This window comes from Zobellella denitrificans (assembly GCF_002407485.1).
GTDB classification, from domain to species: domain Bacteria; phylum Pseudomonadota; class Gammaproteobacteria; order Enterobacterales; family Aeromonadaceae; genus Oceanimonas; species Oceanimonas denitrificans.
Genome location: NZ_CP012621.1, coordinates 3,595,050 through 3,619,117, shown reverse-complemented (window position 1 = coordinate 3,619,117; position 24,068 = coordinate 3,595,050). Strand labels below are relative to the sequence as shown.

General features: G+C 65.6%; 22 protein-coding genes and 1 tRNA gene. 11 read left to right on the top strand and 12 right to left on the bottom strand.

Annotated features, from left to right (window positions below; translation table 11 throughout):
• Window positions 1–35 precede the first annotated feature (35 nt).
• The 4 genes from AN401_RS17100 (at window position 36) to AN401_RS17085 (ending at window position 3,896) form a co-directional block, all read left to right on the top strand.
• Complete coding sequence (locus AN401_RS17100; RefSeq protein WP_094038417.1) at window positions 36–1,718, top strand: carbon starvation CstA family protein; 1,683 nt, start codon at window positions 36–38, stop codon at window positions 1,716–1,718.
• The gene (locus tag AN401_RS17095) at window positions 1,715–1,987 is read left to right on the top strand and encodes a cory-CC-star protein (protein ID WP_096780001.1); all 273 of its coding nucleotides are present in this window, start codon (window positions 1,715–1,717) and stop codon (window positions 1,985–1,987) included. Before AN401_RS17100 ends, AN401_RS17095 begins: the two co-directional genes overlap by 4 nt.
• A 211-nt stretch (window positions 1,988–2,198) precedes the next feature.
• Window positions 2,199–3,203: an ArsA family ATPase gene (locus AN401_RS17090; RefSeq protein WP_096780000.1), complete on the top strand. Its 1,005-nt coding sequence runs from the start codon at window positions 2,199–2,201 to the stop codon at window positions 3,201–3,203.
• A gap of 114 nt (window positions 3,204–3,317) precedes the next feature.
• Window positions 3,318–3,896, top strand: a complete 579-nt coding sequence (locus tag AN401_RS17085) for a cupin domain-containing protein (RefSeq protein ID WP_094038414.1) — start codon at window positions 3,318–3,320, stop codon at window positions 3,894–3,896.
• 16 nt (window positions 3,897–3,912) lie between these two features.
• Here AN401_RS17085 and AN401_RS17080 read toward each other — a convergent pair whose 3' ends face one another.
• Complete coding sequence (locus AN401_RS17080; RefSeq protein ID WP_096779999.1) at window positions 3,913–4,812, bottom strand: EamA family transporter; 900 nt, start codon at window positions 4,810–4,812, stop codon at window positions 3,913–3,915.
• 86 nt (window positions 4,813–4,898) lie between these two features.
• Here AN401_RS17080 and AN401_RS17075 point away from each other — a divergent pair, with 86 nt between their 5' ends.
• Window positions 4,899–6,299 carry an aminotransferase-like domain-containing protein gene (locus AN401_RS17075; RefSeq protein WP_198401760.1) on the top strand — a complete coding sequence of 467 codons (1,401 nt, stop codon included), beginning with the start codon at window positions 4,899–4,901 and terminating at the stop codon, window positions 6,297–6,299.
• A 292-nt stretch (window positions 6,300–6,591) separates the two neighbouring features.
• On the opposite strand, the gene AN401_RS17070 is transcribed toward AN401_RS17075, so the two are convergent.
• From AN401_RS17070 to AN401_RS17060, 3 genes are all read right to left on the bottom strand, one after another.
• On the bottom strand, window positions 6,592–8,094 hold the full coding sequence (locus tag AN401_RS17070) for an aldehyde dehydrogenase (RefSeq protein ID WP_096779997.1): 1,503 nt from the start codon (window positions 8,092–8,094) through the stop codon (window positions 6,592–6,594).
• Window positions 8,095–8,103: 9 nt separating this feature from the next.
• Window positions 8,104–9,465 (bottom strand): aspartate aminotransferase family protein, encoded by a 1,362-nt coding sequence (locus tag AN401_RS17065; RefSeq protein WP_096779996.1) that lies wholly within the window; start codon window positions 9,463–9,465, stop codon window positions 8,104–8,106.
• A gap of 104 nt (window positions 9,466–9,569) precedes the next feature.
• Window positions 9,570–10,319: a gamma-glutamyl-gamma-aminobutyrate hydrolase family protein gene (locus tag AN401_RS17060; protein ID WP_096779995.1), complete on the bottom strand. Its 750-nt coding sequence runs from the start codon at window positions 10,317–10,319 to the stop codon at window positions 9,570–9,572.
• A gap of 275 nt (window positions 10,320–10,594) precedes the next feature.
• On the opposite strand from AN401_RS17060, the gene AN401_RS17055 reads away from it, so the two are divergent.
• Both AN401_RS17055 and AN401_RS17050 read left to right on the top strand, forming a co-directional pair.
• Complete coding sequence (locus AN401_RS17055; protein ID WP_096779994.1) at window positions 10,595–11,968, top strand: glutamine synthetase family protein; 1,374 nt, start codon at window positions 10,595–10,597, stop codon at window positions 11,966–11,968.
• Window positions 11,969–12,206: 238 nt separating this feature from the next.
• Window positions 12,207–14,174, top strand: coding sequence for a Na+/H+ antiporter NhaC family protein (locus AN401_RS17050; protein ID WP_096779993.1), 1,968 nt, complete (start codon window positions 12,207–12,209; stop codon window positions 14,172–14,174).
• A 150-nt stretch (window positions 14,175–14,324) separates the two neighbouring features.
• Here AN401_RS17050 and AN401_RS17045 read toward each other — a convergent pair whose 3' ends face one another.
• The 6 genes from AN401_RS17045 to AN401_RS17020 form a co-directional block, all read right to left on the bottom strand.
• Entirely contained in the window at window positions 14,325–14,741 is a 417-nt protein-coding gene (locus tag AN401_RS17045; protein ID WP_094038406.1) for a CoA-binding protein, read from the bottom strand.
• Window positions 14,742–14,900: 159 nt separating this feature from the next.
• Window positions 14,901–15,899 (bottom strand): glutathione S-transferase family protein, encoded by a 999-nt coding sequence (locus tag AN401_RS17040; protein ID WP_094038405.1) that lies wholly within the window; start codon window positions 15,897–15,899, stop codon window positions 14,901–14,903.
• A gap of 152 nt (window positions 15,900–16,051) precedes the next feature.
• Window positions 16,052–16,483, bottom strand: coding sequence for a thioredoxin TrxC (gene trxC / locus AN401_RS17035; RefSeq protein WP_096779992.1), 432 nt, complete (start codon window positions 16,481–16,483; stop codon window positions 16,052–16,054).
• Between the two features lie 4 nt (window positions 16,484–16,487).
• Complete coding sequence (locus AN401_RS17030) at window positions 16,488–16,904, bottom strand: META domain-containing protein (RefSeq protein ID WP_096779991.1); 417 nt, start codon at window positions 16,902–16,904, stop codon at window positions 16,488–16,490.
• Window positions 16,905–16,914: 10 nt separating this feature from the next.
• A complete protein-coding gene (locus AN401_RS17025) occupies window positions 16,915–17,904 on the bottom strand; it encodes a 2-hydroxyacid dehydrogenase (RefSeq protein ID WP_096779990.1) in 990 nt (329 codons plus the stop codon).
• Between the two features lie 59 nt (window positions 17,905–17,963).
• Window positions 17,964–18,821 (bottom strand): type 2 periplasmic-binding domain-containing protein, encoded by an 858-nt coding sequence (locus AN401_RS17020; protein ID WP_142995566.1) that lies wholly within the window; start codon window positions 18,819–18,821, stop codon window positions 17,964–17,966.
• A 113-nt stretch (window positions 18,822–18,934) separates the two neighbouring features.
• Here AN401_RS17020 and AN401_RS17015 point away from each other — a divergent pair, with 113 nt between their 5' ends.
• Entirely contained in the window at window positions 18,935–19,624 is a 690-nt protein-coding gene (locus AN401_RS17015; RefSeq protein WP_096779989.1) for an MOSC domain-containing protein, read from the top strand.
• A 62-nt stretch (window positions 19,625–19,686) separates the two neighbouring features.
• Window positions 19,687–19,763, top strand: a tRNA-Pro gene (locus tag AN401_RS17010).
• A 37-nt stretch (window positions 19,764–19,800) separates the two neighbouring features.
• On the opposite strand, the gene AN401_RS17005 is transcribed toward AN401_RS17010, so the two are convergent.
• Window positions 19,801–20,016, bottom strand: a complete 216-nt coding sequence (locus AN401_RS17005) for an RNA-binding S4 domain-containing protein (protein ID WP_094038399.1) — start codon at window positions 20,014–20,016, stop codon at window positions 19,801–19,803.
• A gap of 224 nt (window positions 20,017–20,240) precedes the next feature.
• On the opposite strand from AN401_RS17005, the gene AN401_RS17000 reads away from it, so the two are divergent.
• Window positions 20,241–21,374, top strand: coding sequence for an aminotransferase class V-fold PLP-dependent enzyme (locus tag AN401_RS17000; protein ID WP_096779988.1), 1,134 nt, complete (start codon window positions 20,241–20,243; stop codon window positions 21,372–21,374).
• Window positions 21,375–21,419: 45 nt separating this feature from the next.
• On the opposite strand, the gene AN401_RS16995 is transcribed toward AN401_RS17000, so the two are convergent.
• Entirely contained in the window at window positions 21,420–23,108 is a 1,689-nt protein-coding gene (locus AN401_RS16995; RefSeq protein ID WP_096779987.1) for a methyl-accepting chemotaxis protein, read from the bottom strand.
• A 373-nt stretch (window positions 23,109–23,481) separates the two neighbouring features.
• On the opposite strand from AN401_RS16995, the gene efpL reads away from it, so the two are divergent.
• Window positions 23,482–24,051, top strand: coding sequence for an elongation factor P-like protein EfpL (gene efpL, locus AN401_RS16990; protein WP_094038396.1), 570 nt, complete (start codon window positions 23,482–23,484; stop codon window positions 24,049–24,051).
• The last annotated feature ends 17 nt before the right edge of the window (window positions 24,052–24,068 follow it).

The window sequence follows — 24,068 nt, the reverse complement described above, 5'->3', positions numbered from 1 at the left end:
ATAACATTGCATTATTCTGACGGGAGAATGGTGATATGAATGCAATATTCCTGATGCTGGCCGGGCTTGGCGCCATGGCGCTCGGCTACTTCGTCTATTCCAAGTTTATTGCCGAAAAAATCTTCAGGCTGGATCCGGCTTTCCGCACCCCGGCCCACGAGTTCGAGGACGGGGTGGACTATGTGCCCACCAACAAGTTCGTGCTCTGGGGCCACCACTTCACCTCGGTGGCCGGGGCCGCGCCCATTGTCGGCCCGGCCATCGCGGTGATCTGGGGCTGGGTGCCGGCCTTCTTGTGGGTGACGCTCGGCACCATCTTCTTCGCCGGGGTGCACGACGCCGGCGCCATCTGGGCCAGTAACCGCAACAAGGCCAGGTCGGTGGGGGCCCTCACCGGCGACGTGGTGGGCGCCCGCGCCCGCAGCATCTTTATGATCGTCATCTTTCTGGTGTTGCTGATGGTGAACGCCGTGTTCGCGGTGGTCATCGCCGGCCTGCTGACCCAGTTCCAGACCGCGGTGATCCCGGTGTGGGGCGCCATCGTGGTGGCGCTGATCATCGGCCAGTTGATCTACCGTCGCATCATCGGCCTGCTCACGGTGTCGGTGGTGGGGGTGATCGCCCTCTACGCCCTGATCTGGGTCGGGCCTGCCATGCCCCTGGCGCTGCCGGAGCTGTTCCTCGGCCTGACCGACAGGGCCCAGTGGATCATCCTGCTGTTCGTCTATGCCGCCATCGCCTCGTTGCTGCCGGTATGGATGCTGCTGCAGCCCCGGGACTACATCAACGGCCTGCAGCTGTTCGTGGGCCTGGCCCTGCTCTACGGCGCCGTCATCATCTCCGCCCCCGAGGTGGTGGCCCCGGCCTTCAACACCGATGTGCCGGAAGGCACGCCGTCGCTGATCCCGCTGTTGTTCGTCACCATCGCCTGCGGCGCCATCTCCGGTTTTCACGGTCTGGTGTCGTCCGGTACCACCTCCAAGCAGCTCAACAAGGAGCCGGATCTGCGCTTCGTGGGTTACTTCGGCGCCATCGGCGAGGGCTCCCTGGCGCTGGCCGCCATCATCGCCGCCACCGCCGGCTTCGCCACCCTGGCCGACTGGCAGGGCGTGTACGACGCCTTCGGCAAGGGCGGGGTGGCCGCCTTCGTGCAGGGCGGTGCCAATATCCTGAGCAACGGCCTCGGCTTCAATATCGAGCTGTCCCAGACCATCCTCACCGTGATGGCGGTGCTGTTCGCCGGCACCACCATGGACACCGGCCTGCGGCTGCAGCGCTACATCTTCCAGGAGTGGGGCAGCATCTATAACCTCGGCTGGATGCAGAAGGCGGCGCCGGCCACCCTGCTGGCGGTGGGCTCCTGCCTGCTGCTGGCCTTCGGCGCCGGCGGCGACGGCTCCGGCGGCCTGCTGATCTGGCCCCTGTTCGGTACCACCAACCAGTTGCTGGCCGGCCTGACCCTGCTGGTGATCACCGTGATGCTGGCGCGGCTCAAGCGGCCGGTGTACTACACCCTGCTGCCGCTGGTGTTCGTGCTGGTGATGACGGTGCTGGCGCTGCTGATCCAGCTCAAGGGCTTCTACGATCAGGGCAACTGGTTCCTGTTCGGCCTGGATCTGGTGGTGCTGGTGGCGGCCATACTGGTGGCGCTGGAGTGCGGCTCGACCCTGGCCAGGCTGCGCCAGGGCGCGACCGAACGGGTCGAGGACGAGGGGTGAAGGTAAAGCGCATACTGGCCTGGGTCGCCCAGGCCAGCCGGTTTGCGGAAGAGGTCTACAACGCCCCCTACCGGGCGGCCATCGCCCGGGCCAAGCGGGAGGAGGACGATCTCTTCATGCTGCTGGTGTTTTCGGAAATGATGGGAGTACCGAACCCGGCCTCCTATTACACCCTGGAGCTTCAGCCCCTGCTGCTGGAGCGTTTTCACGACTGGCATAAGCGGATGGGGATGGAGCATTCCCCGCTCGATCATTTTCGCTGTTGCTGAGGGAGCAAGCTGCCGACGTCGAGGTCGTCGGCCAAGGGGAGCCGTTCCGCCGACACGCCATAAACCCATCCCTGGGGGCTCGGACATGCCATCCCTGGCATGTCACGGTCGGCGGAGCGGCTCCCATTGTCCTCCCTTATACCATGGGCGTTGCCTGCTTGGACATAACAGCCAAGTCGCGTGCAACAGCCTGGAGTTCCCGGAGAACACTATGCCATTAACCGATAAAAGAGTGCTGCTGGTGGGCGGCAAAGGCGGCGTGGGCAAGACCACGGTGTCGTCCGCCCTGGCGCTGCTGGCCGCCAGCAGGGGCAAGCGCTGCCTGCTGGTGTCCACCGATCCGGCCCACAGCCTGGCCGACGCCTTCGGCCGGGAGATAGGCGACAATATCACCCGGCTGGCGCCCAACCTGGACGGCCTGGAGCTGGATCCGGACCGGGAGGTGGAGCAGCACCTGCAAAAGGTGCTGACCCAGCTCAAGCGCTTTACCCGACCCGAGATGTACGGTGAGGTGGAGCGCCAGATCCGGCTGACCCGCCAGTCCCCCGGCGCCCAGGAGGCGGCGCTGCTGGAGCGCATCGCCCGGGTGATCGAAGAGGGCATGCAGAGCCACGATCTCATCGTGTTCGATACCGCCCCCACCGGCCATACCCTGCGCCTGCTCAGCCTGCCCGAGGCCATGGCCGCCTGGACCCAGGGGCTGCTGCGCAGCAACAAGCGCTCGGAAAAGCTGGGGGAGGTGCTGGGGCACCTGACACCGAAGGCGGGCCGGGATATCGACAATCCCTTCGAGGATCCGCGCGAGCACGAAACCGCCGGCCTGGACGACAGGAGCAAGGCCATCACCGAGACCCTGCTGGCGCGCCAACGGCTGTTCCAGCGTACCCGCCGGGTGCTGACGGATGCGGAGCAGAGCGCGCTGCTGTTCGTGCTGACTCCGGAGAAGCTGCCGATACTGGAAACCGGGCGGGCGGTGGCGGCGCTCAAGGCGGAAAAGCTGCCCCTGGCCGGGCTGGTGGTCAACCGCATACTGCCGGACGACGCCGACGGCGACTTCCTGGCCCGGCGGCGCGAGCTGGAGCAGACCCACCTGGCGGAGATCGCGCGCCTGTTCGCCGATCTGCCCCGTTATCCGCTTTATCTGCAGCCCACCGATATCCAGGGGCTGGCAGGGCTGGGCGAGATGGCGGCACGCCTGGAGCGGGCGGGACTGTAAGGATCCCGCCGTGAAATTTATTCGGCGGGACGGGCAGTTGGAATCGTTTTACAGCCTCTTCCGGCTTCCTGTAGAATCCGGCTCGCACAATTTTTCCTCTTCTTGCGTGGTGATATGACGACAGCGGATCAAGGTTCAGACGACGCCAACGATGTGGGTGCCCGGCTCAAGGCGGTGCGCCTGCTGCGCAACATCTCCCAGCGGGAGCTGGCCAAACGCACCGGCGTGACCCATTCCAGCCTGTCGTTGATCGAGCAGGGCAAGGTCAGCCCCTCGGTCAGTTCGCTGAAGAAGATCCTCGACGGCATTCCCATCACCGTGGGCGAGTTCTTCACCCTGGACTTGCAGAACACCGATCAGATCTTCTATACCGCCGACGAGCTGCAGGACGTGGGCACCGGCAGCCTGTCGCTCAAGCTGGTGGGCTACAACCGCAAGAACAGGGCCATGTCCTTTATCATCGAAACCTATCCGCCCGGGGTGGATACCGGCCACGACATGATGGCCTACCGGGGCGAGGAAGCCGGGGTGGTGATCGAGGGAGAAATCGAGCTGATCGTCGGCGCCCAGTGCCGGGTGCTGAAGGAAGGGGACAGCTACTATTTCTCCACCACCCAGCCCCACCGCTTCCGCAATGTCAGCGACCAGCCCTGCCGGATCGTCAGCTGCTCCACCCCCGCCAAGCATTTCTGACTGCCGATGAGGGCGCTTAAGACACCGCTTTCTGCTCCTTTACCGTCCTGGCCGCACCGGGCAAGGGCCCCCGGTAGAGCACCAGGCCGACGCCGAGCAGGAAGGCGCTGCACGATACCCACTGGGCGACGGACAGCCGCTCGCCGTAGATGAGGTAGCCGCTGGCCAGGGCGAACACCGACACCAGCAGGGTAAGCGGCGCCATCTGGCTCATGGGGTATTTGAGCAGCATCTTGTTCCACACCCAGTAGCCGAACAGGGTGGTGGGGTAGGCCTGGAACAGCACCGAGAGCCAGGCCTCGGCGTTCCACTGCCGGTAGGTGATCTCAAGCACCTCCACCCCGTTGAACAGCACACTCAGGCCGATCAGCGGCAGCGGCGCGAACAGCATGCCCCAGATGTTGAAGGCGAAGGGCGAGCGGGTGCCCGACTGACGCACCATGACCCCGGCCAGCGGCCAGCAAATCGCGGAGATCAGGATAAAGGCCACGCCCGCCGGGGTCACGTTGCCGTTGGTGTAGAGGATGGACACCACCAGGCCCACCAGCGCCATCCCCATGCCGAACCACATGCGCGGGGAGATGATCTCCTTGTAGAGCAGCACCCCCACCAGCACCGTGGTCAGCACGTCGAGCTGCAGCAGCACCGACGCCATGCCCGACGACAGGCCGAAGGTGATGGCGCACGAGGCCATGCCCCAGATGCCGGTGCCGAACAGCAGGCCGTAGCCCATCAGGTAGCGCCAGGGCACCTTGGGCCGGCGAATAAAGAAAATGATGGGAAAGGTGGCGCAGGCGAAGCGCGCCGCCGCGATCAACAACGGATCCATCCCGGTGACCCCGAGCTTGATCATCGAAAAGTTGAATCCCCAAATCGCCATCACCGATACGATAAGCAATAAATCCCGACCCTGCATAGCTCCCGTTCCCCCCTGTTGATATGTGACGGAGCCAGTGTCGCTTGCGGGCAAAAATCGGTACAGATACAATTTTTGGAAATTTAATGGGTACAGATGAGGTGGGCATGGCGAAATACCGGGAGCTGGCGCAGAAATTCATCGGCGATATCCGGGCGGGCAGGCTCGCCGCCGGCGATCGCCTGCTGTCGCTGCGGCAGTTCGCCCGGCAGCAGGGGGTCAGTCTGTCCACCGCCGTCAGCTGTTACGCCGAGCTGGAATCCCTCGGCTGGCTGGAGGCAAGGCCCAAGGCGGGCTTTTTCGTCGCGCCGCGCCGCGCCACCACCCAAGGGCCCGAATGGGCGCCTTTCGAAAGCCGGCTCGCCACCCCCGTGGTGCCCTATCGCCACCCCGCCACCCTGAGCGGCCCCCTGGGCACCTCGCGCCTGTCCCTGGAAGAGGCCAGCCGGGCCGCCCTGGAGCGCAGCTTCCGCCGGGCCCTGCGGGCGGCCGGCGAACGCCTCGACCGCTATCCGGCGCCGCAGGGGGAGGCGGCGCTGCGCGAGGCCCTGGCCGGCCACTTCGGCCAGTGCGGCTTTGCGATGGATGCGGACGAGCTGGTGATCGGCCATGGCTGCATGGACGCGGTGAAGACCGCGCTCGAGGTCTGTACCCGGCCCGGCGACGCCGTCGCCATCAGCTCGCCCTGTTACAACGGCCTGCTGGAGGTGCTGGCGCAGCTGTCACTGCGCATCGTGGAAATTCCGTCGCTGGACGACGGCATCGACCTGGCGCAGCTGGAGCACCACCTGCGGCTCGGCACCGTGCAGGCGGGGCTGTTCTGTACCACCCACATGAACCCCCAGGGCATCACCATGTCGGTGGCGCAGAAGCGGCGGCTGGCGCAACTGGCCAACCGCTACCGGGTGCCGGTGATCGAGGACGATGTCTACCTCGAGCTGGCGCATCACCCGCATGTACCGCTGCCGGCCGCCTACCATGACGAGGGCGGCTTCGTGATCTGGTGCGGCTCCCTGTCCAAGACATTGTCGCCCAGCTATCGCCTGGGCTGGTGCCGGCCGGGCCGCTACTTCCGGCCCTATGTGCAGCGGGCGCTGGGGGTGCCGACCCTGATGCAGCTGGCGCTGGCCGATTTTATCGACAGCGGCGCCTACGCCCGCCATCTCAGGCGCACTCGTGACCGGCTGGCCCGGCACAAGCCGCTGTATCTCGACTACCTGGTCCGCCACCTGCCCGAAGGGTGCCGCATCAGCCAGCCCGACGGCGGCCTGGTGTTGTGGCTCCAGGTGCCGGGGCTGGACGGTGACGCCCTCGGCCGGGCGGCGGAACGGGCGGGGCTGGATATCCGCACCGGCGCGCTGTTCACCGCCTCCGACCGCTATCGGGACTGCCTGCGCATCAATATCGGTTTTCCCTTCGAGGAGCCGGTGCAGCGGGAGCTGCAGGCGCTCTGCGGGTTAATCGGCAAGATGAGCGCTCCCGCATAGTGCCTCCGGAGCTTGGCCATTAATCACATCGGGCCGTCTGTTGTGAGCGTAGATAAGAGGCAACAGGGCCACCTCCGCCACCATGGGGCGCGGGCGGCCCGCCCGCTTTCCCGCGCAGCGGGACCCTTCGGATTGGCCCGCCACACCACAGGTTTAAAAAGACTCGAGGCGGAACAGGCAGCGCGGGTTGGACAGTGCCTTCGCCCAACTTCGGTGCCGCCCTCATGCGGGCGAGTCGCCCGCGCCCCAATAAGCATCATGCCGGTCAACGTTTACACGGCCCGGGCCCTGGCTAACCTGCGCTCAGGGCTATCCAGGTGGTCTTCAACTGGCTGTATTCCGCCAGGGAATGCAGCGACTTGTCCCGGCCGTTGCCCGACTGCTTGACCCCGCCGAAGGGCACCGTCATGTCGCCGCCGGCGTAGTTGTTGACGAACACCTGGCCCGACTCCAGCCGCCGCGCCGTGGTCAGCGCCAGGTCCAGGTTCTGGGTCCACACCGCCGCCGCCAGGCCGTAGGGGGAGTCGTTGGCGATGGCCACCGCCTCGTCCGCGCCGTCGAAGCCGATCACCGCCAGCACCGGGCCGAACACTTCCTCCCGTGCCAGGGCCATGCCGTTGTGCACCTGGTCGAACACAGTGGGCGGAAAATAACAGCCGCCGCCGTCGGTAAGCACCGGCTCGCCGCCCAGGCGCAGCCGGGCGCCCTGGGCCAGGGCCTTGTGCACATGGCCGCAGATGCCGTCGAGCTGGGCGGCATCCACGATGGCGCCCATGGGGCTTTGGGGATCCAGCGGGTGGCCTGGTTGCCAGGCCCGGGCGTGGTGCAGGATGCGTTCGACCAGCTCCTCCTTGATGGTGTTTTCCACCAGCAGCCGGGAGCCGGCGATGCACACCTCGCCCTGGTTGTAGAAGATGGCCTGGGCCGCCTCCCGCGCCACCCGGTCCAGATCGCCGGCGTCGGCGAAGACGATATTGGCGCTCTTGCCGCCGCATTCCATAAAGGTGCGCTTGAGGTTGGACTCGCCTGCATACCGGGTGAGCAGCTTGCCCACCCGGGTGGAACCGGTAAAGGCCAGGGCGTCCACCTCCGGGTGCAGGGCCAGGGCCTTGCCCACGGTGTGGCCGTAGCCCGGCAGCACCTGCAGGATGCCGTCGGGCAGGCCCGCCTCCCGGGCCAGGGCCGCCAGCCGGATGGCACTGAGCGGCGACTTCTCCGAGGGCTTGAGGATCACCGCGTTGCCGGCGGCCAGCGCCGGGGCGATTTTCCAGCAGGCCATCATCAGCGGAAAGTTCCAGGGCACCAGGGCCGCCACCACCCCGAGCGGCTCCCGGGTGACCAGCCCCAGGCTGTCGGGGCCGGTGGGGGCCACCTCGCCGTAGACCTTGTCGATGGCCTCGGCGTTCCAGCGCAGGCAGCGCACGGCGGCGGGCAGATCCACGTTAAGGCTGTTCGAGATGGGTTTGCCCATATCCAGGCTGTCGAGCAGGGCCAGCTCCTCGGCGTGCCGCTCCATCAGCCCGGCCAGCCGCAGCAGCACGGCCTTGCGCCCGGCCGGAGCCAGGGCGGACCAGTCGCCCCGGCGGAAGGCGGCGCGGGCATGGCCCACCGCCAGCTCCGCGTCCTGCTCGTCGCAGCTGGCCACCAGGGCCAGGGGCAGGCCGTTGGCCGGGTTGAGGGTGGCGAAGCGAGCGCCGCTTGCCGCCTCGCAGTAGCGGCCGCGGATAAAGGCCCGGCCCTCGGGTTGCAGGCCCTCGCTCAGGGCGCGCCAGTCGGCAAAGGTGTGTTCGCTCATGGGGTCACCTCAGTCCATCAGGCCCAGCTGGCGGGCGGTCAGATCCAGGCTCTGGCGGGCCAGGCGCACCAGCTCGTCTATCTGGGCCTCGGTGATCACCAGGGGCGGGGACACCACCATGGTCTCGCCCACCGAGCGCATGACGATGCCGGTCGCGAAGCAGTTGTCCCGGCACTGGGCGCCGATGCCCGGCTCGAAGCGGGCCAGGGTGGTTTTGTCGGCCACCAGCTCCAGGGCGCCGAGCAATCCCAGGCTGCGCACCTCGCCCACCAGGGGGTGATCGGCCAGGGTGGCCCACTGTTTGGCAAAGTAGGGGCCGGTGAGCTCGCGCACCCGCTCGAGGATGCCTTCTTCTTCCATCAGCTCCAGGTTGCGCAGGGCCACGGCGGCGCAGGCCGGGTGGCCGGAGTAGGTGAAGCCGTGGTAGAACTCGCCGCCCTGCTCGATCAGCACCTCGGCCACCCGGTCGCCCACCAGTACGCCGCCGATGGGCAGGTAGCCGGAGGACAGCCCCTTGGCGATGGGCATAAGATCGGGCTTGATGTTGAAGTGCTGGCTGCCGAACCACTGGCCCAGCCGGCCGAAGCCGCAGATCACCTCGTCGGCCACCAGCAGGATGCCGTAGTGGTCGCAGATGCGCTGGATCTCGGGCCAGTAGCTGTCGGGGGGGATGATGACGCCGCCCGCGCCCTGCACCGGCTCGGCAATAAAGGCGGCCACCCGCTCCACTCCCAGCTCCTTGATTTTCTGCTCAAGAGACTGAGCCGCCAGCAGGCCGAATTCCTGCGGGCTCATTTCCCGGCCCTCGCCGAACCAGTAGGGCTGGGCGATGTGCGCCACGTCCGGCAGCATGGGGCCGCCCTGCTCGTGCATGGGCGCCATGCCGCCCAGGCTGGCGCCGGCCAGGGTGGAGCCGTGGTAGCCGTTGCGCCGGCCGATGATCACGGTTTTTTGCGGCTGGCCCTTGAGCTGCCAGTAGCGGCGCACCATGCGCACCACGGTGTCGTTGGACTCGGAGCCGGAGCCGGTGAAGAACACGTGGTTGATGTGCCCGGGGGCCAGCTCGGTCAGTTTTTTGGCAAGTTTGATCGCCGGCGGGTGGGCGGTCTTGAAGAAGTTGTTGTAGTAGGGCAGCTCGGTCATCTGGGCGGCGGCGGCCTCCACCAGCTCCCGGCGGCCGTAGCCCAGGTTGACGCACCAGAGCCCGGCCATGCCATCGAGGATGCGGTTGCCTTCGGAGTCGTGGATGTAGATGCCGTCGGCGCCGGTGATGATGCGGCTGCCGCTGCCCAGCGCCTTGGTGTCGGTGAAGGGGTGCAGGTGGTGGCGGCTGTCGTCCTGGCGCAGGGTATGGGTGTCGTGTTGTTGCATGATGATGTCCTTGTCGTCCGGGCCTGTTCAGGCGTGTTCTGGGTTGTTCGAGTGCTAGCGGGGCGGGCAGTAGCCTGTCCCTCTTGCGGAATAAGAGGCCTTTTTCAGGCGAGGATACGTTGCCGGTACCGGGCGCAGGCAGCGCCGAAGGCAGTAAAGATGGCCCGATAGAGCGGATGCTCGTCGCTGTGCCATTCCGGGTGCCACTGCACGCCCAGGGCGAAGGGATGGGCCGGATCGCTGATGGCCTCGATCAGGCCGTCCGGGGCCAGGGCCTCGGCGATCAGGCCCTCGCCCAGCCGGTCGATGCCCTGCTGGTGCAGGGAATTGACCTCGAATTCCGGCTCGCCGCCGAGCCGGGCGAGCAGGCCGTCCGGATTGAGGCGGATGCCGTGGGCGGGCCGGTAGTGTTCGTCCATGTGGTCGGCGGCCGGCTCCCGGTGATCGAGCAGGCCGGGCAGTTCCTGCAGCGGCTGGCGCAGGCTGCCGCCGTAGGCCACGTTCATTTCCTGCAGCCCCCGGCAGATGCCGAGCAGGGGCAGTTGCAGGCGGCGGGCGGCGCGGACGAGCGACAGGGCCGAGCCGTCCCGGGCCGGATCGTAGCGGCAGTCGCCGGGCCAGGGGGCCTGGCCGAAATGGCGGGGCTCCACATTGCTGTAGCTGCCGGTGAGGCAGAGGCCGTCGAGCCGGGCCAGGATGGCCGGATCCAGGCCCTCGTCCAGGGCCGGCAGCAGTACCACCTCCACCCCGGCCGAGCGGCGCAGGGCCTCGACGTACTTGTTGACCACCATATGGCAGCCATGCCCCTCAATCTGGCGTTGGCAGGCGCTGACGCTCACCACAGGTTTGTTCATTTTTGTTTCCATTATTTCACCTGATAAAATCTGTTGGTTTATATATTCAACGTATCGCGATATCTTGCATAAATGAAATAAGAGCATGACTCCATCGTTTGATCCAGATCTTAGAGCATGTTTTAAGCGGGTTGCCTGCATTATTTGTGATGCGCTTAACTATTTTTCACAAAATATTAACCTTGGGCTAGGCGGCCGTCTTGCTCTGGTGTGTTCAGTATTCTATAACGAATTATCCTTTGATGTGGTTATTAAAAAGTAACATGGAGTTCACTATGGGTGACAGGGGCATGCAAGAAGCCCGGGCGTTTCTGGAGCAGAACCCGGATATCAATTCCATCGACCTGATGATCGGCGACATCAACGGGGTGGTGCGCGGCAAACGCATCCCCCGGGACAGCCTGCTCAAGGCCTACGAAGAGGGGGTCTGCCTGCCGGCGTCCCTGTTCGCGCTGGACATCAACGGCAACACCATCGAAGAAACCGGGCTGGGCCTGGATCAGGGGGAGGGGGATCGGCTGTGCTTTCCGGTGCCGGGCACCCTGAGCCGGGTGCCCTGGCAGGACAGGCCCTGCGCCCAGGTGCTGATGAGCATGTTTGAAAACGATGGCCGTCCCTTCGTCTACGATCCCCGCCATGTGCTGCGGCGGGTGCTGGACCGTTTTGCCGAGCTGGGGCTGACGCCGGTGGTGGCGGTGGAAACCGAGTTCTACGTGGTGGACCGCGAGCGGGACGGCCAGCACCAGTTGCAGCCGCCCTTGTCGCCGGTGACCGGCAAGCGGGACAAGCAGTGCCAGGTGTATTCCCTGTCGGATCTGGACGACTACTGCGACTTTATCGAAAGCATCCACCAGTCGGCCCTGACCCAGCAACTGCCGGTGGATACCGCCATCGCCGAATGCGCCCCGGGCCAGTTCGAGATCAACCTCAAGCACAGGGCCGACGCCATGCAGGCCTGCGACGAGGCGGTGCTGCTCAAGCGCTTGATCAAGGGGGTGGCGGCCCGCCACGGCATGGAGGCCACCTTTATGGCCAAGCCCTACAACCAGGAGGCGGGCAGCGGCACTCATATCCATGTGAGCCTTATCGACCAGCAGGGGCGCAACCTGTTCGCCAGCGAGAATGACCAGGGCCTGAGCAGCGCGCTGCTGCGCCAGGCGGTGGCCGGGGTACTGGCGCTGATGCCCGAGTCCATGGTGGTGTTCGCCCCCAACGCCAACAGCTACCGCCGTTTCCAGCCCGGCTTCTACGTGCCCATGAGCCAGACCTGGGGCGCCGACAACCGCACCGTGGCGGTGCGCATTCCAGGCGGAAGCGCCGAGGCGCGCCGGCTGGAGCACCGGGTGGCCGGTGCCGACGCCAACCCCTACCTGCTGGTGGCCAGCATACTGGCGGGCATCCACCTCGGCATCAGCCAGCGGCTGAGCCCGCCGGCGCCGGTGACCGGCAACGCCTACGCCAGCCATCCGCCCAGCCTGCCCAACAGCTGGATCCAGGCGCTGGATCAGTGGCAGCGCAACGAGGTGCTGCCCTCCTACCTGGGGGCGGAGTTCTGCCGGGTCTACCACGCCAACCGCTACGGCGAGCGGCAGCTGTTTATGCGCCATGTCAGCTCCCAGGAGTACGACTGGTATCTGCGTTCGGTGTAAGCACCTGCGTACGCGCTTTGCGACGCTCGTCGGTAACGACTCCGCGAAGAGTCAACAGGGCCAGCTCCGCCGACACGCCGCAATAGATGACACTCGCCTTTTCCGTCTGCTGCGAACATTCAGTGAATGTTTGCAGCAGGCCGAAATGGCGAGTATCAGGTCCCACGGCGTGCCGGAGGAGTAGTGCCCTTTGGCCGAGTGCAACAGATTTCAAACTGGTTCTAAACGAGGAACAACCATGGAAGGATATCAAAAGTCATTCGGGCCGCTGCTGACCGCCCTGCTGGCCCTGGTGTTGTTGTGGCCGGGCAGCCTTAGGGCCGGGGAGACGGAACCGGCGCTGGCGCTGAGTCCGCCGGCCCTGGTGCTGAAGGGGATCCCCTTCGAGGTGACGGTGAGCGGCACCCCGGCACAGCCCCTGTGGCTGGTGCTGGACGGCCGGCGCCACGCCCTGGTGTTCGACGGCGGCGAGGCGCTGGTGGAGGGCCTGGTCACCGGCGCCGACCACGCCGCCCTGGCCCTGGTGGACGCCACCGGCCGGGTGCTGGCCGAGGCACAAAGTCCGGCCATCGCCGCCTGGCTGTCGGTGCTGCCGGCCCTGCTCGCCATCGTGCTGGCGCTGGTGTTCCGCCAGGTGATACTGGCGCTGTTCGTCGCCATCTGCGTCGGCGGCTGGCTGGGTTACGGCCTGGCCGGGGAACGGCTGCTGACCAGCGTGCTCGACTCGGTCAATGTGCATGTGCTGACCGCCGCTAGCGACTCGGAGCACATGTCGGTGGTGCTGTTCTGCCTGCTGATCGGCGGCATGGTGGGCATCATCTCCCGCAACGGCGGCACCGTCGGCATCGCCCGCCACATCACCCGCTTCGTGCGCGGCCGGCGCAGCGCCCAGACCACCACCGGCCTGCTGGGCACCGCCATTTTCTTCGACGACTACGCCAACGCCCTGATCGTTGGCAACACCATGCGCAACATCACCGACAAGCTGCGCATCTCCCGGGAAAAGCTGGCCTATATCGTCGACTCCACCGCCGCGCCGGTGTCGGCCATCCTGCTGGTGACCACCTGGATAGGCTTTCAGGTGGGGCTGATCGACGAGGCGCTGCGTCCGCTGGCCGGGTTCGAGGGCTCCGCCTACGGCGTCTTCCTGGCTGCCATCGGCTACAGCTTCTATCCGATACTGGCGCTGCTGTTTGTGTTTATGATAAGCCTCAGCGGCCGCGACTTCGGGCCCATGCTGAAGGCGGAAATCCGGGCGGTGCAGCGGTGCGGCGGACAGGACGAGGCGCTGACCGACCGGGAAGCCATCGCCGAGGAAGCCAGCATCGACGCCAAGCCGGGCATTCCCCACCGGGCCCTGAACGCCATCATCCCGATGACGGTGCTGGTGCTGACCACCCTGGGCGGCATCTGGTATACCGGCATGAGCGAGCTGGGCTTTCCCGCCGGGGCCAGCCTGCGCGATGTGTTCGGCAACGGCGACTCCTTCACCGCCATGATGTGGGGCTCGTTGCTCAGCACCCTGGTGGCGCTGGTGATGACCCGGGCCCAGGGCCTGCTCAGCATGGACGAGACCGCCCATTACTGGTTCGAGGGAGTCAAGTCCATGCTGCTGCCCATCACCATACTGATGATGGCCTGGGCGCTGTCGTCGGTGAACGAGGCGCTCAATACCAGCGACTACCTGGTGAGTGTGCTGAGCGACAGCCTGAGTCCGGAGCTGATCCCGGTGAGCGTCTTCCTGCTGTCGGCCTTTACCGCCTTCGCCACCGGCTCCTCCTGGGGGGTGATGGGCATCATGATGCCGCTGGTGGTGCCCCTGGCCTGGGCGGTGCTGCAGCACCACGGCCTGGCGGGGGATCCGGCGGCCATGCACCTGTTCTACGCCGCGGTGGCGGCGGTGCTGGCCGGCGCGGTGTGGGGGGATCATTGCTCGCCCCTGGCCGAGACCACCCTGCTGGCGGCCATGGCGTCGGGCTGTGGCCTGGTGGAGCATGTGCGCACCCAGTTGCCCTACGCCCTGTTCGTGGGGGTGATCAGCACCCTCTGTGCCGTACTGCCGGTGGCCTACGGCCTGCCCTGGTGGCTGGGGCTGGCGATCAGCGCCGGCATCATGGCCCTGGGTCTGCGGCTGCTGGGCCGGCGGGCGGAAGCGCCGGAGCAGGAAACGGACGTGCCCACCAGGGCGGAGGCGGACGCCCGATAAAAGAAAAAGCAGACTGCTGGCAAACCTTCAGGCTTACCTGGACAGGCAACGTCTATGTCAGAACAGGCGGACAAAGGGAACGGCTTATGCGGTCATGACAACGACGTTGCCATCAAGCTGAAAGGGGCCTATGGCCCCTTTTGACTCAGATTATCCCAGCAACTGCTGGTGTACCTGCTTGATACAGAGATCTTCCACGTATTCCAGCTCGGCCTCGGCGGCGGCTTCGGCGGCCTGCAGGCTGGTGATGCCCTGTTGCAGCCAGAGGCAGAGTGCCTCGTGCTCGATGGCGTCGAGGGCGATGTCGGAGGCGAACTCGCCGCGGCGGAACACGTTGACCAGCTGCACCGGCTGATCCAGATCCTCCAGGCCGGCCACGCAGGTCTGGCCGAGGATGATGGCGCCCGCCAGCTGGTCATTGACCGGATAGACCTGATAGCCCTGTTGCAGCAGATACTCCATCACCTGATAGCTGGCGCGATCCGGGCGGTTCGAGGCACCGACCAGGGCGATGCTGCGGGTGTTGGAAAGAATACGTTTTAAGCGATCTTGCTCAAGCGCGTCCATGGGGCATACCTAGTGGAATAAAAACCTCTTTATACCAGCTTGCCCGCCCGATAATCCATGGCTGCCTGCGCAATTTCGGCAATGGAATGGCTGGCCGGGCGCCGGCCGGTACCTGCCCCCGGCCGGCCTCCCTGCGATGTGCCATCCGGCAACGGCCGGCTACGCCTGCCCGGCCCCGTCAGCCGGCCCGCGTCCGTGGGGCGTCGTCCAGTCCTGTAACGGCCCCACCGACACCACGCCATGGGGGTTGATGGTTGGATGGCTGCGGAAATAGTGGTGGCGGATGTGCGCCATGTCGGTGGTGCCTGCGATATTCGCGGTCTGGTAGAGGTCGCGCAGGTAGCCGTAGAGCGCCGGGTATTCCGCTATCTTGCGCCGGTCGCACTTGAAGTGGGTGTGATAGACGGCGTCGAAGCGGACCAGGGTGGTCCACAGCCGGATATCCGCCTCGGTCAGGCGCTCGCCCAGCAGGTAGCGCCGGCCGGACAGCCGTTGCTCGAGCCGCTCCAGCCCCTCGAACAGGGTGGTCACCGCCTCGTCGTAGGCGGCCTGGCGGGTGGCGAAGCCGGCCTTGTAGACGCCGTTGTTGATCTGGTCGTAGACCCAGGCGTTGAGCTCGTCGATGTCCTTGCGCAGATCCTGCGGATAGTAGTCGCCCGGGATGGCGCCGAGGCCGTCGAAGGCGCTGTTCAGCATGCGGATGATGTCGGCGGACTCGTTGCTGACGATGGTCTGCCGCTGCTTGTCCCACAGCACCGGCACCGTGACCCGGCCGGAGTATCGGGCGTCGGCCTTGAGGTAGAGCTGGTACAGATAGTCGAGGCCGTAGAGGCTGTCGCCGGTGGCGCCCTCGAAGTCGGTGGCGAAGGTCCAGCCGTGCGCCAGCATCACCGGATGCACCACGGACACCGAGATCATCTTCTCCAGCCCTTTCAGGCTGCGCATGATCAGGGTGCGGTGGGCCCAGGGGCAGGCCAGGGACACATAGAGGTGGTAGCGGCCCGCCTCGGCCTGGAAGCCCGCCTGGCCGCCGGGACCCGCCTCGCCGGTGGGCGTGATCCAGTGGCGGAACTGACTCTGGCTGCGTTCGAAGCGCCCTTCGGTGGCCTTGGTGTCGTACCAGACGTCGTGCCATACCCCCTCTACCAGCTTGCCCATGATCCTGCTCCTCTTTGAATGGTGACAGCCCTATTGTGGCCGAGCGGGCGAGGATAACCAGCGGGGATATTAGAGTCTTTTATTCAAAAAAATTGATGCTTTTTGAGGAGCTGGCAACCGGATTCCCTTCCCGATGCCATCTTCGGCTTGACTCAATAAAACTGAGCCAGCCATTGGCGCAACTGACCGGCGGGCAGGGCGCCGGACTGGCGCGCCAGTTCCTTGCCGCCGGAGAAGACAATCAGGGTGGGGATGGAACGGATACCGAAGCGCGCCGCCGCCTGCGGGTGGGCTTCGGTATCCAGCTTGGCCAGGCGCAGCCTGCCCTGCAGCTCGCCGGCGGCGGCCTCGAACACCGGCGCCATCATCTTGCAGGGGCCGCACCAGGGCGCCCAGAAGTCCACCACCAGGGGCAGGGTCTCGTGGGCCAGCAGGCGCTCCAGCCGGGGACCGTCGAGGGTAAGCGGGCCGGCGGGGAGCAGGGCGGTTTTGCATTTGCCGCACTGGGGCCCCTGTTGCAGCCGGGTTGCCGGCACCCGGTTCTTGGCCCCGCAGGCCGGACAGATCAGGAAGTGCTCGCTCATGGCTTCAGTCCTCGTCGGCCAGGCGATAGCCCAGGACGTAGTCGCCGCCGGTCAGGGTGAGTTGCCGGCCCTCGTGGCGGACTTCGGCGCCCTGGGTGAGGGTGGCCAGCACCGCGGTTTCAACCTGCTGGATACTGTCGGACAGGCAGGCCATCTTGGTGCTGGCCAGGGGATCGGCCCTGAGCCGGCCCTGCTCCAGCTTGGCACTGCCGAAGAAGCGGTTGCAGCCGGCCAGGCCGCTGATGGCCATGTGCTCGCCGATGGCCAGCTCGGAGCCGATGCCGGCATCGACCGGCTCGCCGTTGACGCTGGCCAGGGCCCAGCGATGATGCTGCAGGCTGGACTCGGTGGTGGCCAGGCCGCCGCCGGCGCAGGCGGCGAGCAGCAGGCTGGCGGTGGTGGCGACGAGAAGGTGTTTCATGCGGTGCTCCTTAGTTGATTTTATTGTCGCAGGGCTCACCGCGGGAGAGCCGCCGCAGGTTGTCGAGGGTGGTACCGGCGATGGCGGCCAGGGCCTCCCGGGTGAGGAAGGCCTGGTGCCCGGTCATGATGACGTTGGGGTAGGCGGAGAGCAGGTGGAAGGTGTCGTCCCGGATGATCTCGCCGGACTTGTCGGTGAAGAACAGGTTCTCCTCTTCCTCGTACACGTCCAGACCCAGGCTGCCTATCTTGCCGTTGTTGATGGCCTCGATGGCGTCGTTTGCGTCGAGCAGGCCGCCCCGGCTGGTGTTGATGATCATCACCCCGTCCTTCATGCGGGCGAAGCTGTCCCGGTTGAGCAGGTGGTGGTTTTCCTGGAACAGGGGGCAGTGCAGGCTGATGACGTCGGACTCGGCGAACAGCCGTTCCAGGGGCACGTAGCGCACTCCCAGGGCCAGGGCCTCCGGGCTCTCGGTCGGATCGTGCGCCAGCAGCGCCATGCCCAGGCCCTTGAGGATGCGCAGGGTGGCGATCCCTATCTTGCCGGTGCCGATGATGCCGGCGGTTTTGCCGTGCATGTTGAAGCCGACCAGGCCGTTGAGGGAGAAGTTGGCGTCCCGGGTGCGCTGGTAGGCCTTGTGGATATGGCGGTTGAGGGTCAGCATCAGCCCCACCGTGTGCTCGGCCACCGCCTCCGGCGAATAGGCGGGCACCCGCACCACCGTTATGCCCGCCGCCCGGGCCGCGTCCAGGTCCACGTTGTTGTAGCCGGCACAGCGCAGGGCGATATGGCGTACCCCGGCGGCGGCCAGCACCTGGATGACATCGGCGTCGACCTTGTCGTTGACGAAGACGCAGACGGCGTCGAAGCCCTGGCCGAGGGCGGCGGTGCTGGCCTCGAGCCTGGCCTCGAACCAGGTGATGTCGAAGCCGTAGCCGGCGTTCTGCTCGGCGAAGGGGTGCTGCATATAGGGCTGGCTGCTGAAAAAGGCGATCTTCACCGGATCGTGCTCCTCGCTGCGGGTTGATATAGGGATACTGTGCGGTCGCCGCCGTTTTTTCAAGGCCGGGCGCCGGGGTGCCAGTAATGGTCCGGCAGCCGGCGGGTCGCCTCGGTCAGATCCGGGTTGGCCAGCTCCAGGCGCAGGCGCTGCTCCGCCTGCAGTTGCCGCAGGCTGTCGCGGATCAGCGGATGGCGTTCGAACAGGGCCATAAAGCTGCCGTCGCTGTAGGCCCGCTCCAGCCCCCGCGTGAGCGCCTCGGCCAGCCGGGGCGCTTCGGGGCTGACGAAGAAATAGACCGCGAAGGGGTAGTGCAGCAGCAACCGGGGCTCCACCATCAGCTGCGGGTAGTCCTGTCCCTGGGCGGCCAGCTCGCCGAAGGCCTCCACCGGGCTGCGCGGATAGTAGTCCACGTGCTGATCCCGGTTGAGCATGTCGAGGATGGTGGTGCGGCGGGCGGCGCTGATATTGAGGCCGGCGCCCTTGAGCACCTCGATGTCGCTCCAGCCGATGCCCTGCACCCCGGTGAAGGCGGCCAGGTCCGCCAGGCTCTGTACCTGGCTGAACTCGGGCTGGCGCGAGCGGTTGATGATCAGCACCCGGAAGCCGGACAGGCCGCGCATCAGAGGCACCCGCACCGGCAGCAGCTTTTGCTCGTATTCGGAGGAGGTGCCCATCCAGGCCAGGTTGACCGGGTTGCCCCGGAACAGCATCTGGGCGATGCGAAACTGGGATTCGTTCAAGGGCACCGGGTTGAGGGTGAAGGGCTCGCCGCTCTTCTCCAGGGCCAGTTCCAGCACCTGGCGGTAGTAGTGGTGGTGGGGCGGTGCCGGGTCCGCTTGCGGAAAGTTGACCACCAGTTTAGCCTGAGTGGGCAGGCCGACGAGGGCCAGCAGCAAGAGCAGCAGTTTGTACATGATGCCCGGTTCCTTGATAAGCATGACGGGGATTAAGGCTATAGACTCAATGTACCCTGATTGCCGGGCTTTGTCTTACCGGCAATGCCTTTTTCGACGCCAGGGAGGCTTTGATGCAAGTGACTATTCTGGCCGGCCGGCCGAAGATGCTGAACGCGCGGATCGAAAGCGCCATCGACAAACAGCCGGTCGAGCGCCCCCAGCACTGCGGTTTTTCCGGCCTGAGCGACGATGCCCAGGTCTCCACCCGCTATCACGGCGGGCCCGAACGGGCGCTGCACTACTACCCCCGGGAGCACTACGACTTCTGGCGAAGCTGGTTCCAGGGCATGGGCCTGACCCAGGCCCTGCCCCTGCTGGGGCAGGGCGCCTTCGGCGAGAATCTGTCCGGCGTGGGCCTGCTGGAGAGCGAAGCCTGCATCGGCGACATCTGCCGGTTGGGAGACGCCCTGGTGCAGATCAGCCAGCCCCGCTCGCCCTGCTACAAGCTCAATGCCCGCTTCGGCTACGATTTCTTCTCGGTGCTGGTGCAGGCCAACGGCCGGGCCGGCTGGTTGCTGCGGGTACTGGAGGAAGGGGAGGTGATGCCCGAGTCGGCATTGACCCTGGTGGAGCGTCCCTGCCCGCGGATGCCGGTGAAGCGGGCCGGTGACATAGTGTTCAATCATGCCTTCGACGAGGCCGGTTTACGGGAGTTGGCAGAATTGGATTATTTATCAGCCAGTTGGCGAAAAAAAGCAGCGGGTTACCTGGCCGCGGGGCGGGTAGATGACTGGACCGGGCGATTGTTGGGCCCCAAATAAGGTTTTTGCACAAAAAGAGCTTGCAAGGCCTTCGCCGTTTATGTACATTCACGCCCCGTTGACGGCATGTAGCGCAGCCTGGTAGCGCACTTCGTTCGGGACGAAGGGGTCGGAGGTTCGAATCCTCTCATGCCGACCAGATTCCGAAAAAGCCCCGCAGTGATGCGGGGCTTTTTCTATTCCGTCACCACCACTTCCTGGCCGTTGAAGCTGACGCTCTGCCCGGCCGTGACCTTGCAGCGCTTGCGCACTTCCACCTCACCGTTCACCCGTACCAGGCCGTCGTCGATCACGGCTTTCGCCATGGCGCCGGTATCGCACCAGCCCAGCACCTTGAGCAGGTTGTGCAAGGGAATGAAGGGATGACCTTCCAGGCTGAATTGTTCGCTCATTGCTCGGCTTACCTCGTTGAAAACAGGGCGTCTATGGTAGCACCGGCGGCGGCCGTGCGGGCAATGGGCGGATAAACGGATTTTTGTGTACCAGAGCTTTGTTATTTGTGAACAGATTGGGCAGTATTGAGAGGCTTGCTGCGAATAGCTGTTTACCGGCGGCCGTGATCGCCGTGTTTTATCTCGCCGTCTTTCCATTCGTTATCTGAATCATAGAGGTGCCTATGTCCGGACTGTTGCCCCATGTCGACCCCGATGGCCTGCTGGAGTATTCGGTGGTGTACACCGACCGCTCCCTCAACCACATGTCCCAGCGCTTCCAGCAGGTGATGCGTGACATCTCCGCTTCCCTCAAGGGGCTGTACCGGGCCGAGTCGGTGGTGGTGGTGCCGGGCAGCGGCACCTTCGGCATGGAGGCGGTGGCCCGCCAGTTTGCCACCGGCAAGCGCTGCCTGGTGATCCGCAACGGCTGGTTCAGCTATCGCTGGAGCCAGATCTTCGAGGCCGGCGCCATTGTCGCCGACGAGAAGGTGCTCAAGGCCCGGCCGGTGGCGCCCGGTTTCCAGGCGGCCTTCACCCCCGCGCCCATCGAGGAGGTGGTGGCCGCCATCCGGGCGGACAAGCCGGACCTGGTGTTCGCCGCCCATGTGGAAACCGCCGCCGGCATGCTGCTGCCGGATAATTACATCAAGGCCATGGCCGAGGCCGTGCACGAGGTGGGTGGTCTGTTGGTGCTTGACTGCATCGCCTCCGGTACCCTCTGGGTGGACATGGATGCCTGCGGGGTGGATGTGCTGCTGAGTGCTCCCCAGAAAGGTTGGAGCAGTTCGCCCTGCTGCGGCCTGGTGATGCTGAGCAAGCTTGCCCGGGAACGTATCGAACATACTCAAAGCACCAGCTTCGCCTGCGATCTGAAGAAATGGCTGCAGATCATGGAGGCCTATGAGCAGGGCGGCCACGCCTACCACGCCACCATGCCCACCGACGCCCTGACCCGCTTCCGGGACACCATCCGGGAGACAGAGGCGCTGGGCTTTGACCTGCTCAAGGCACGCCAGCAGCAACTGGGTGAACGGGTACGCAGCATGCTGGCGGCCCGGGGAATAAAAAGCGTGGCCGCCGACGGCTTCGCCGCCCCCGGGGTGGTGGTGTGCTACACCGAGGACGCCGGCATCAAAAGCGGCAGCAAGTTCGCCGCCGAGGGCCTGCAGATCGCCGCCGGGGTGCCGCTGCAGTGCGACGAGCCGGCGGACTTCCAGACCTTCCGCCTCGGCCTGTTCGGGCTGGACAAGCTGCAGGATGTGGACCGCACCGTCGCTACCCTCGAGCGGGCCCTGGACCAGGTGCTGCGGGGCTGAGGGCCACCGCCGACAATAAAGCCGCCCGTGGGCGGCTTGTTGGGTTCAGGCGGCCTGGGCCGTCGAGGAGGTGGGGGCGTACTCCGGACTGGGCTTTTTGGCCGCTTCCCCGCTCAGGGTGAAGTGGGCGATCTGCTGACTCAACTCCTGTGAGGCGGAATACACCGTCTGGCTGGTCAGGGAAATCAGCTCCGTCACCTGCAGCGCCTCGAGGGCCCCTTCGTTGATGTGCAGCAGGTTCTTGTTGATCTCCTCGGCCACGGCGGACTGCTCCTCGGAAGCGGTGGCGATCTGGGCGTTCATGTCGTTGATCCGCTGTACCTCCTGCAGAATATGCTCCAGATCCTGGCCGGCGGCCCGCACCACCTCCATGCTGAGGGAGGCCTGCTCCTGACTGTGGTTCATATGATCCACCACGCTCCCGGCGTGGCTCTGTAACTGCTGGATCATCTGCTGGATTTCGCCGGTCGATTCCTGGGTGCGCTGGGCCAGGGAGCGCACCTCGTCGGCCACCACCGCAAAGCCCCGGCCGGATTCCCCGGCCCGGGCCGCCTCGATGGCGGCGTTGAGGGCCAGCAGGTTGGTCTGTTCGGAGATGGTGCGGATCACCTCCACCACCGAGCCGATCTGCTGGGTCTGGGCCTCCAGCTCGCGCATGGCGGTGTGGGCCTGGTCGACGGAGGCCGCCAACTGGCCCATGGCGTCGATACTGCGCGCCACATCGTCGTGGCCCATGCGGGCCTGGCTGTTGGCGTGGTCGGCGGCACCGGAGGCGTCGTTGGCGTAACGGGCCACCTCGTGCACGGTGGCGTTCATCTCGTTCATGGCGGTGGCCACTTGATCCACCTCTGCAAACTGGGCCTCCATGCCGGCCCGGGTCTGCTGGCTTTTTACGCTCAGGCCCTGGGCCTCGCCATCCAGGGTATGGGCGGCGCTGCGTACTTGCGCCAGCAACCGGCAGAGCTGCTCGCCCATGGCGTCGACCCCGCGGGACAGCTGACCAATCTCGTCCCGGCGGGTGGCGCCGGTACGCACCGCCAGGTTGCCGGCACCGAACTGCCGCACCACCTCCAGCACCCGCTCCACCGAAAAGGTGAGCGAACGGCTGATGACCAGACTGATCGCCAGGGCCAGCACCATCACCAGCACCATCAGCAGCAGGGACTTGCCGGCCTGTTGCCAGAACAGGGCATTGATGTCGCTCAGGTAGACGCCGCTGCCGACCACCCAGCCCCAGGGGGCGAAGCCCTGCACATAGGATACCTTCTGCTGGGGGCGGTCGAACTGGGGACCGATGTAGCTGTATTCCACGAAGCCCGCCTGTTGCTCGCGCACCCGACGTACCATGGCCTGCCAGTGATACTGGCCGTCGGCGTCGGTCACCTGGGTCATGTCCCGGCCTTCTTCCTCGGGCTTCATCGGGTGCAGCACCAGGCGCTGCTGCATATCGTTGATCCACATGTAGCCTTCGTCGCCATAGCGCAGGCTGCCCACCGCCTCCTTGGCCAGGCGGCGGCTTTCCGCCTCGCCCAGCTCCTGGCGGCGTTCATAGTAGTGATTGATCAGTGAAACGGCGGTTTCCACCTGCTCCCGTACTTTTTCCTTGCGGGCATCCAGCAGTTCCTGGCGCAGGCCGGCCATGGCCGAGGCCTGCACCAGCAGTATGCCGATAAAGAGGCTGGCTACCATGGCCAGCAGTTTGTAACGTAGCCGGAGATGATTGAAAAATTGCATGTCTGTCCTCCCAATAGCGGCAGCCCCGGCCATCCGAGGCGTCGGATCCGGACAGGGGCTTTGACCATGGACGATGCCACCCCGGCACCGGAGCCTTGCAGCGGAGCCCATGGCGGACGGAAGCGTCCCGTGCTTGTGTTGTTTGTAATGAGTTTTGGTGTCGGTTGAAACACTTAGGTTAACAACGAGTCCCATGCTATCAGCCTTATCGCTAAAGAGGTATTGCTAAAGTGGTGGTTTTATTGACGCTTATCATGGCAAGGGCGCCGGGCCGCCCGCTTCTGTCGCCGGGCTCTCAAATCCCGGCTTGGGGGGATGGCGCGCTTCGTCGGCCTTGGCTAAGATGCGCCGTCTGATTTTTCGGAGAGTACCCATGCCAAGGGCAAATGAAGTCAAAAAGGGAATGGTGGTCGAGCTGGACGGCAAGCTGCTGATGGTGCGCGACATCGAGGTGCAGAGCCCGAGCGCCCGGGGTGCCACCACCCTGTACAAGATGCGCTTTACCGATCTCAAGAGCGGCCTCAAGGTGGAGGAGCGCTTCAAGGGTGACGACCTGCTCACCACCGTGGAGCTGCAGCGGCGCACCGTGGTGCTGTCCTACGTGGACGGCGACGACCATATCTTTATGGACACCGAGGATTACAGCCAGTACCCGATCCGCTCCGCCGACATCGCCGAGGAGCTGCAGTTCCTCGACGAAAGCACCCAGGGCATCCAGGTGATGCTGGTGGACGGTCAGGTGATCGGTCTGGAACCGCCTCAGGTGGTGGAGATGGAAATCGTGGACACCACGCCCGAAATCAAGGGTGCCTCGGCTTCGGCCCGTACCAAGCCGGCTACCTTTGCCACCGGCCTCACCATACAGGTGCCGGAATACCTGAAGATAGGCGACAAGGTGCGGATCCATACCACCGAGCGGCGCTACATGGGTCGGGCCGACTGAGGTCCTCGGGTGCTATG

What these genes read in the sequence shown, in the direction of transcription:
- AN401_RS17040 (WP_094038405.1), bottom strand. Translation starts at nt 15,899, where the DNA reads ATGGGCAAGCTGGTAGAGGGGGTATGGCACGACGTCTGGTACGACACC.
- AN401_RS17045 (WP_094038406.1), bottom strand. Translation starts at nt 14,741, where the DNA reads ATGGACGCGCTTGAGCAAGATCGCTTAAAACGTATTCTTTCCAACACC.
- AN401_RS17065 (WP_096779996.1), bottom strand. Translation starts at nt 9,465, where the DNA reads ATGCAACAACACGACACCCATACCCTGCGCCAGGACGACAGCCGCCAC.
- AN401_RS17075 (WP_198401760.1), top strand. Translation starts at nt 4,899, where the DNA reads ATGGGTACAGATGAGGTGGGCATGGCGAAATACCGGGAGCTGGCGCAG.
- AN401_RS17015 (WP_096779989.1), top strand. Translation starts at nt 18,935, where the DNA reads ATGCAAGTGACTATTCTGGCCGGCCGGCCGAAGATGCTGAACGCGCGG.
- AN401_RS17080 (WP_096779999.1), bottom strand. Translation starts at nt 4,812, where the DNA reads ATGCAGGGTCGGGATTTATTGCTTATCGTATCGGTGATGGCGATTTGG.
- AN401_RS17005 (WP_094038399.1), bottom strand. Translation starts at nt 20,016, where the DNA reads ATGAGCGAACAATTCAGCCTGGAAGGTCATCCCTTCATTCCCTTGCAC.
- AN401_RS17060 (WP_096779995.1), bottom strand. Translation starts at nt 10,319, where the DNA reads ATGAACAAACCTGTGGTGAGCGTCAGCGCCTGCCAACGCCAGATTGAG.
- AN401_RS16995 (WP_096779987.1), bottom strand. Translation starts at nt 23,108, where the DNA reads ATGCAATTTTTCAATCATCTCCGGCTACGTTACAAACTGCTGGCCATG.
- AN401_RS17085 (WP_094038414.1), top strand. Translation starts at nt 3,318, where the DNA reads ATGACGACAGCGGATCAAGGTTCAGACGACGCCAACGATGTGGGTGCC.
- AN401_RS17070 (WP_096779997.1), bottom strand. Translation starts at nt 8,094, where the DNA reads ATGAGCGAACACACCTTTGCCGACTGGCGCGCCCTGAGCGAGGGCCTG.
- trxC (WP_096779992.1), bottom strand. Translation starts at nt 16,483, where the DNA reads ATGAGCGAGCACTTCCTGATCTGTCCGGCCTGCGGGGCCAAGAACCGG.
- AN401_RS17090 (WP_096780000.1), top strand. Translation starts at nt 2,199, where the DNA reads ATGCCATTAACCGATAAAAGAGTGCTGCTGGTGGGCGGCAAAGGCGGC.
- efpL (WP_094038396.1), top strand. Translation starts at nt 23,482, where the DNA reads ATGCCAAGGGCAAATGAAGTCAAAAAGGGAATGGTGGTCGAGCTGGAC.
- AN401_RS17055 (WP_096779994.1), top strand. Translation starts at nt 10,595, where the DNA reads ATGGGTGACAGGGGCATGCAAGAAGCCCGGGCGTTTCTGGAGCAGAAC.
- AN401_RS17050 (WP_096779993.1), top strand. Translation starts at nt 12,207, where the DNA reads ATGGAAGGATATCAAAAGTCATTCGGGCCGCTGCTGACCGCCCTGCTG.
- AN401_RS17020 (WP_142995566.1), bottom strand. Translation starts at nt 18,821, where the DNA reads ATGTACAAACTGCTGCTCTTGCTGCTGGCCCTCGTCGGCCTGCCCACT.
- AN401_RS17030 (WP_096779991.1), bottom strand. Translation starts at nt 16,904, where the DNA reads ATGAAACACCTTCTCGTCGCCACCACCGCCAGCCTGCTGCTCGCCGCC.
- AN401_RS17100 (WP_094038417.1), top strand. Translation starts at nt 36, where the DNA reads ATGAATGCAATATTCCTGATGCTGGCCGGGCTTGGCGCCATGGCGCTC.
- AN401_RS17000 (WP_096779988.1), top strand. Translation starts at nt 20,241, where the DNA reads ATGTCCGGACTGTTGCCCCATGTCGACCCCGATGGCCTGCTGGAGTAT.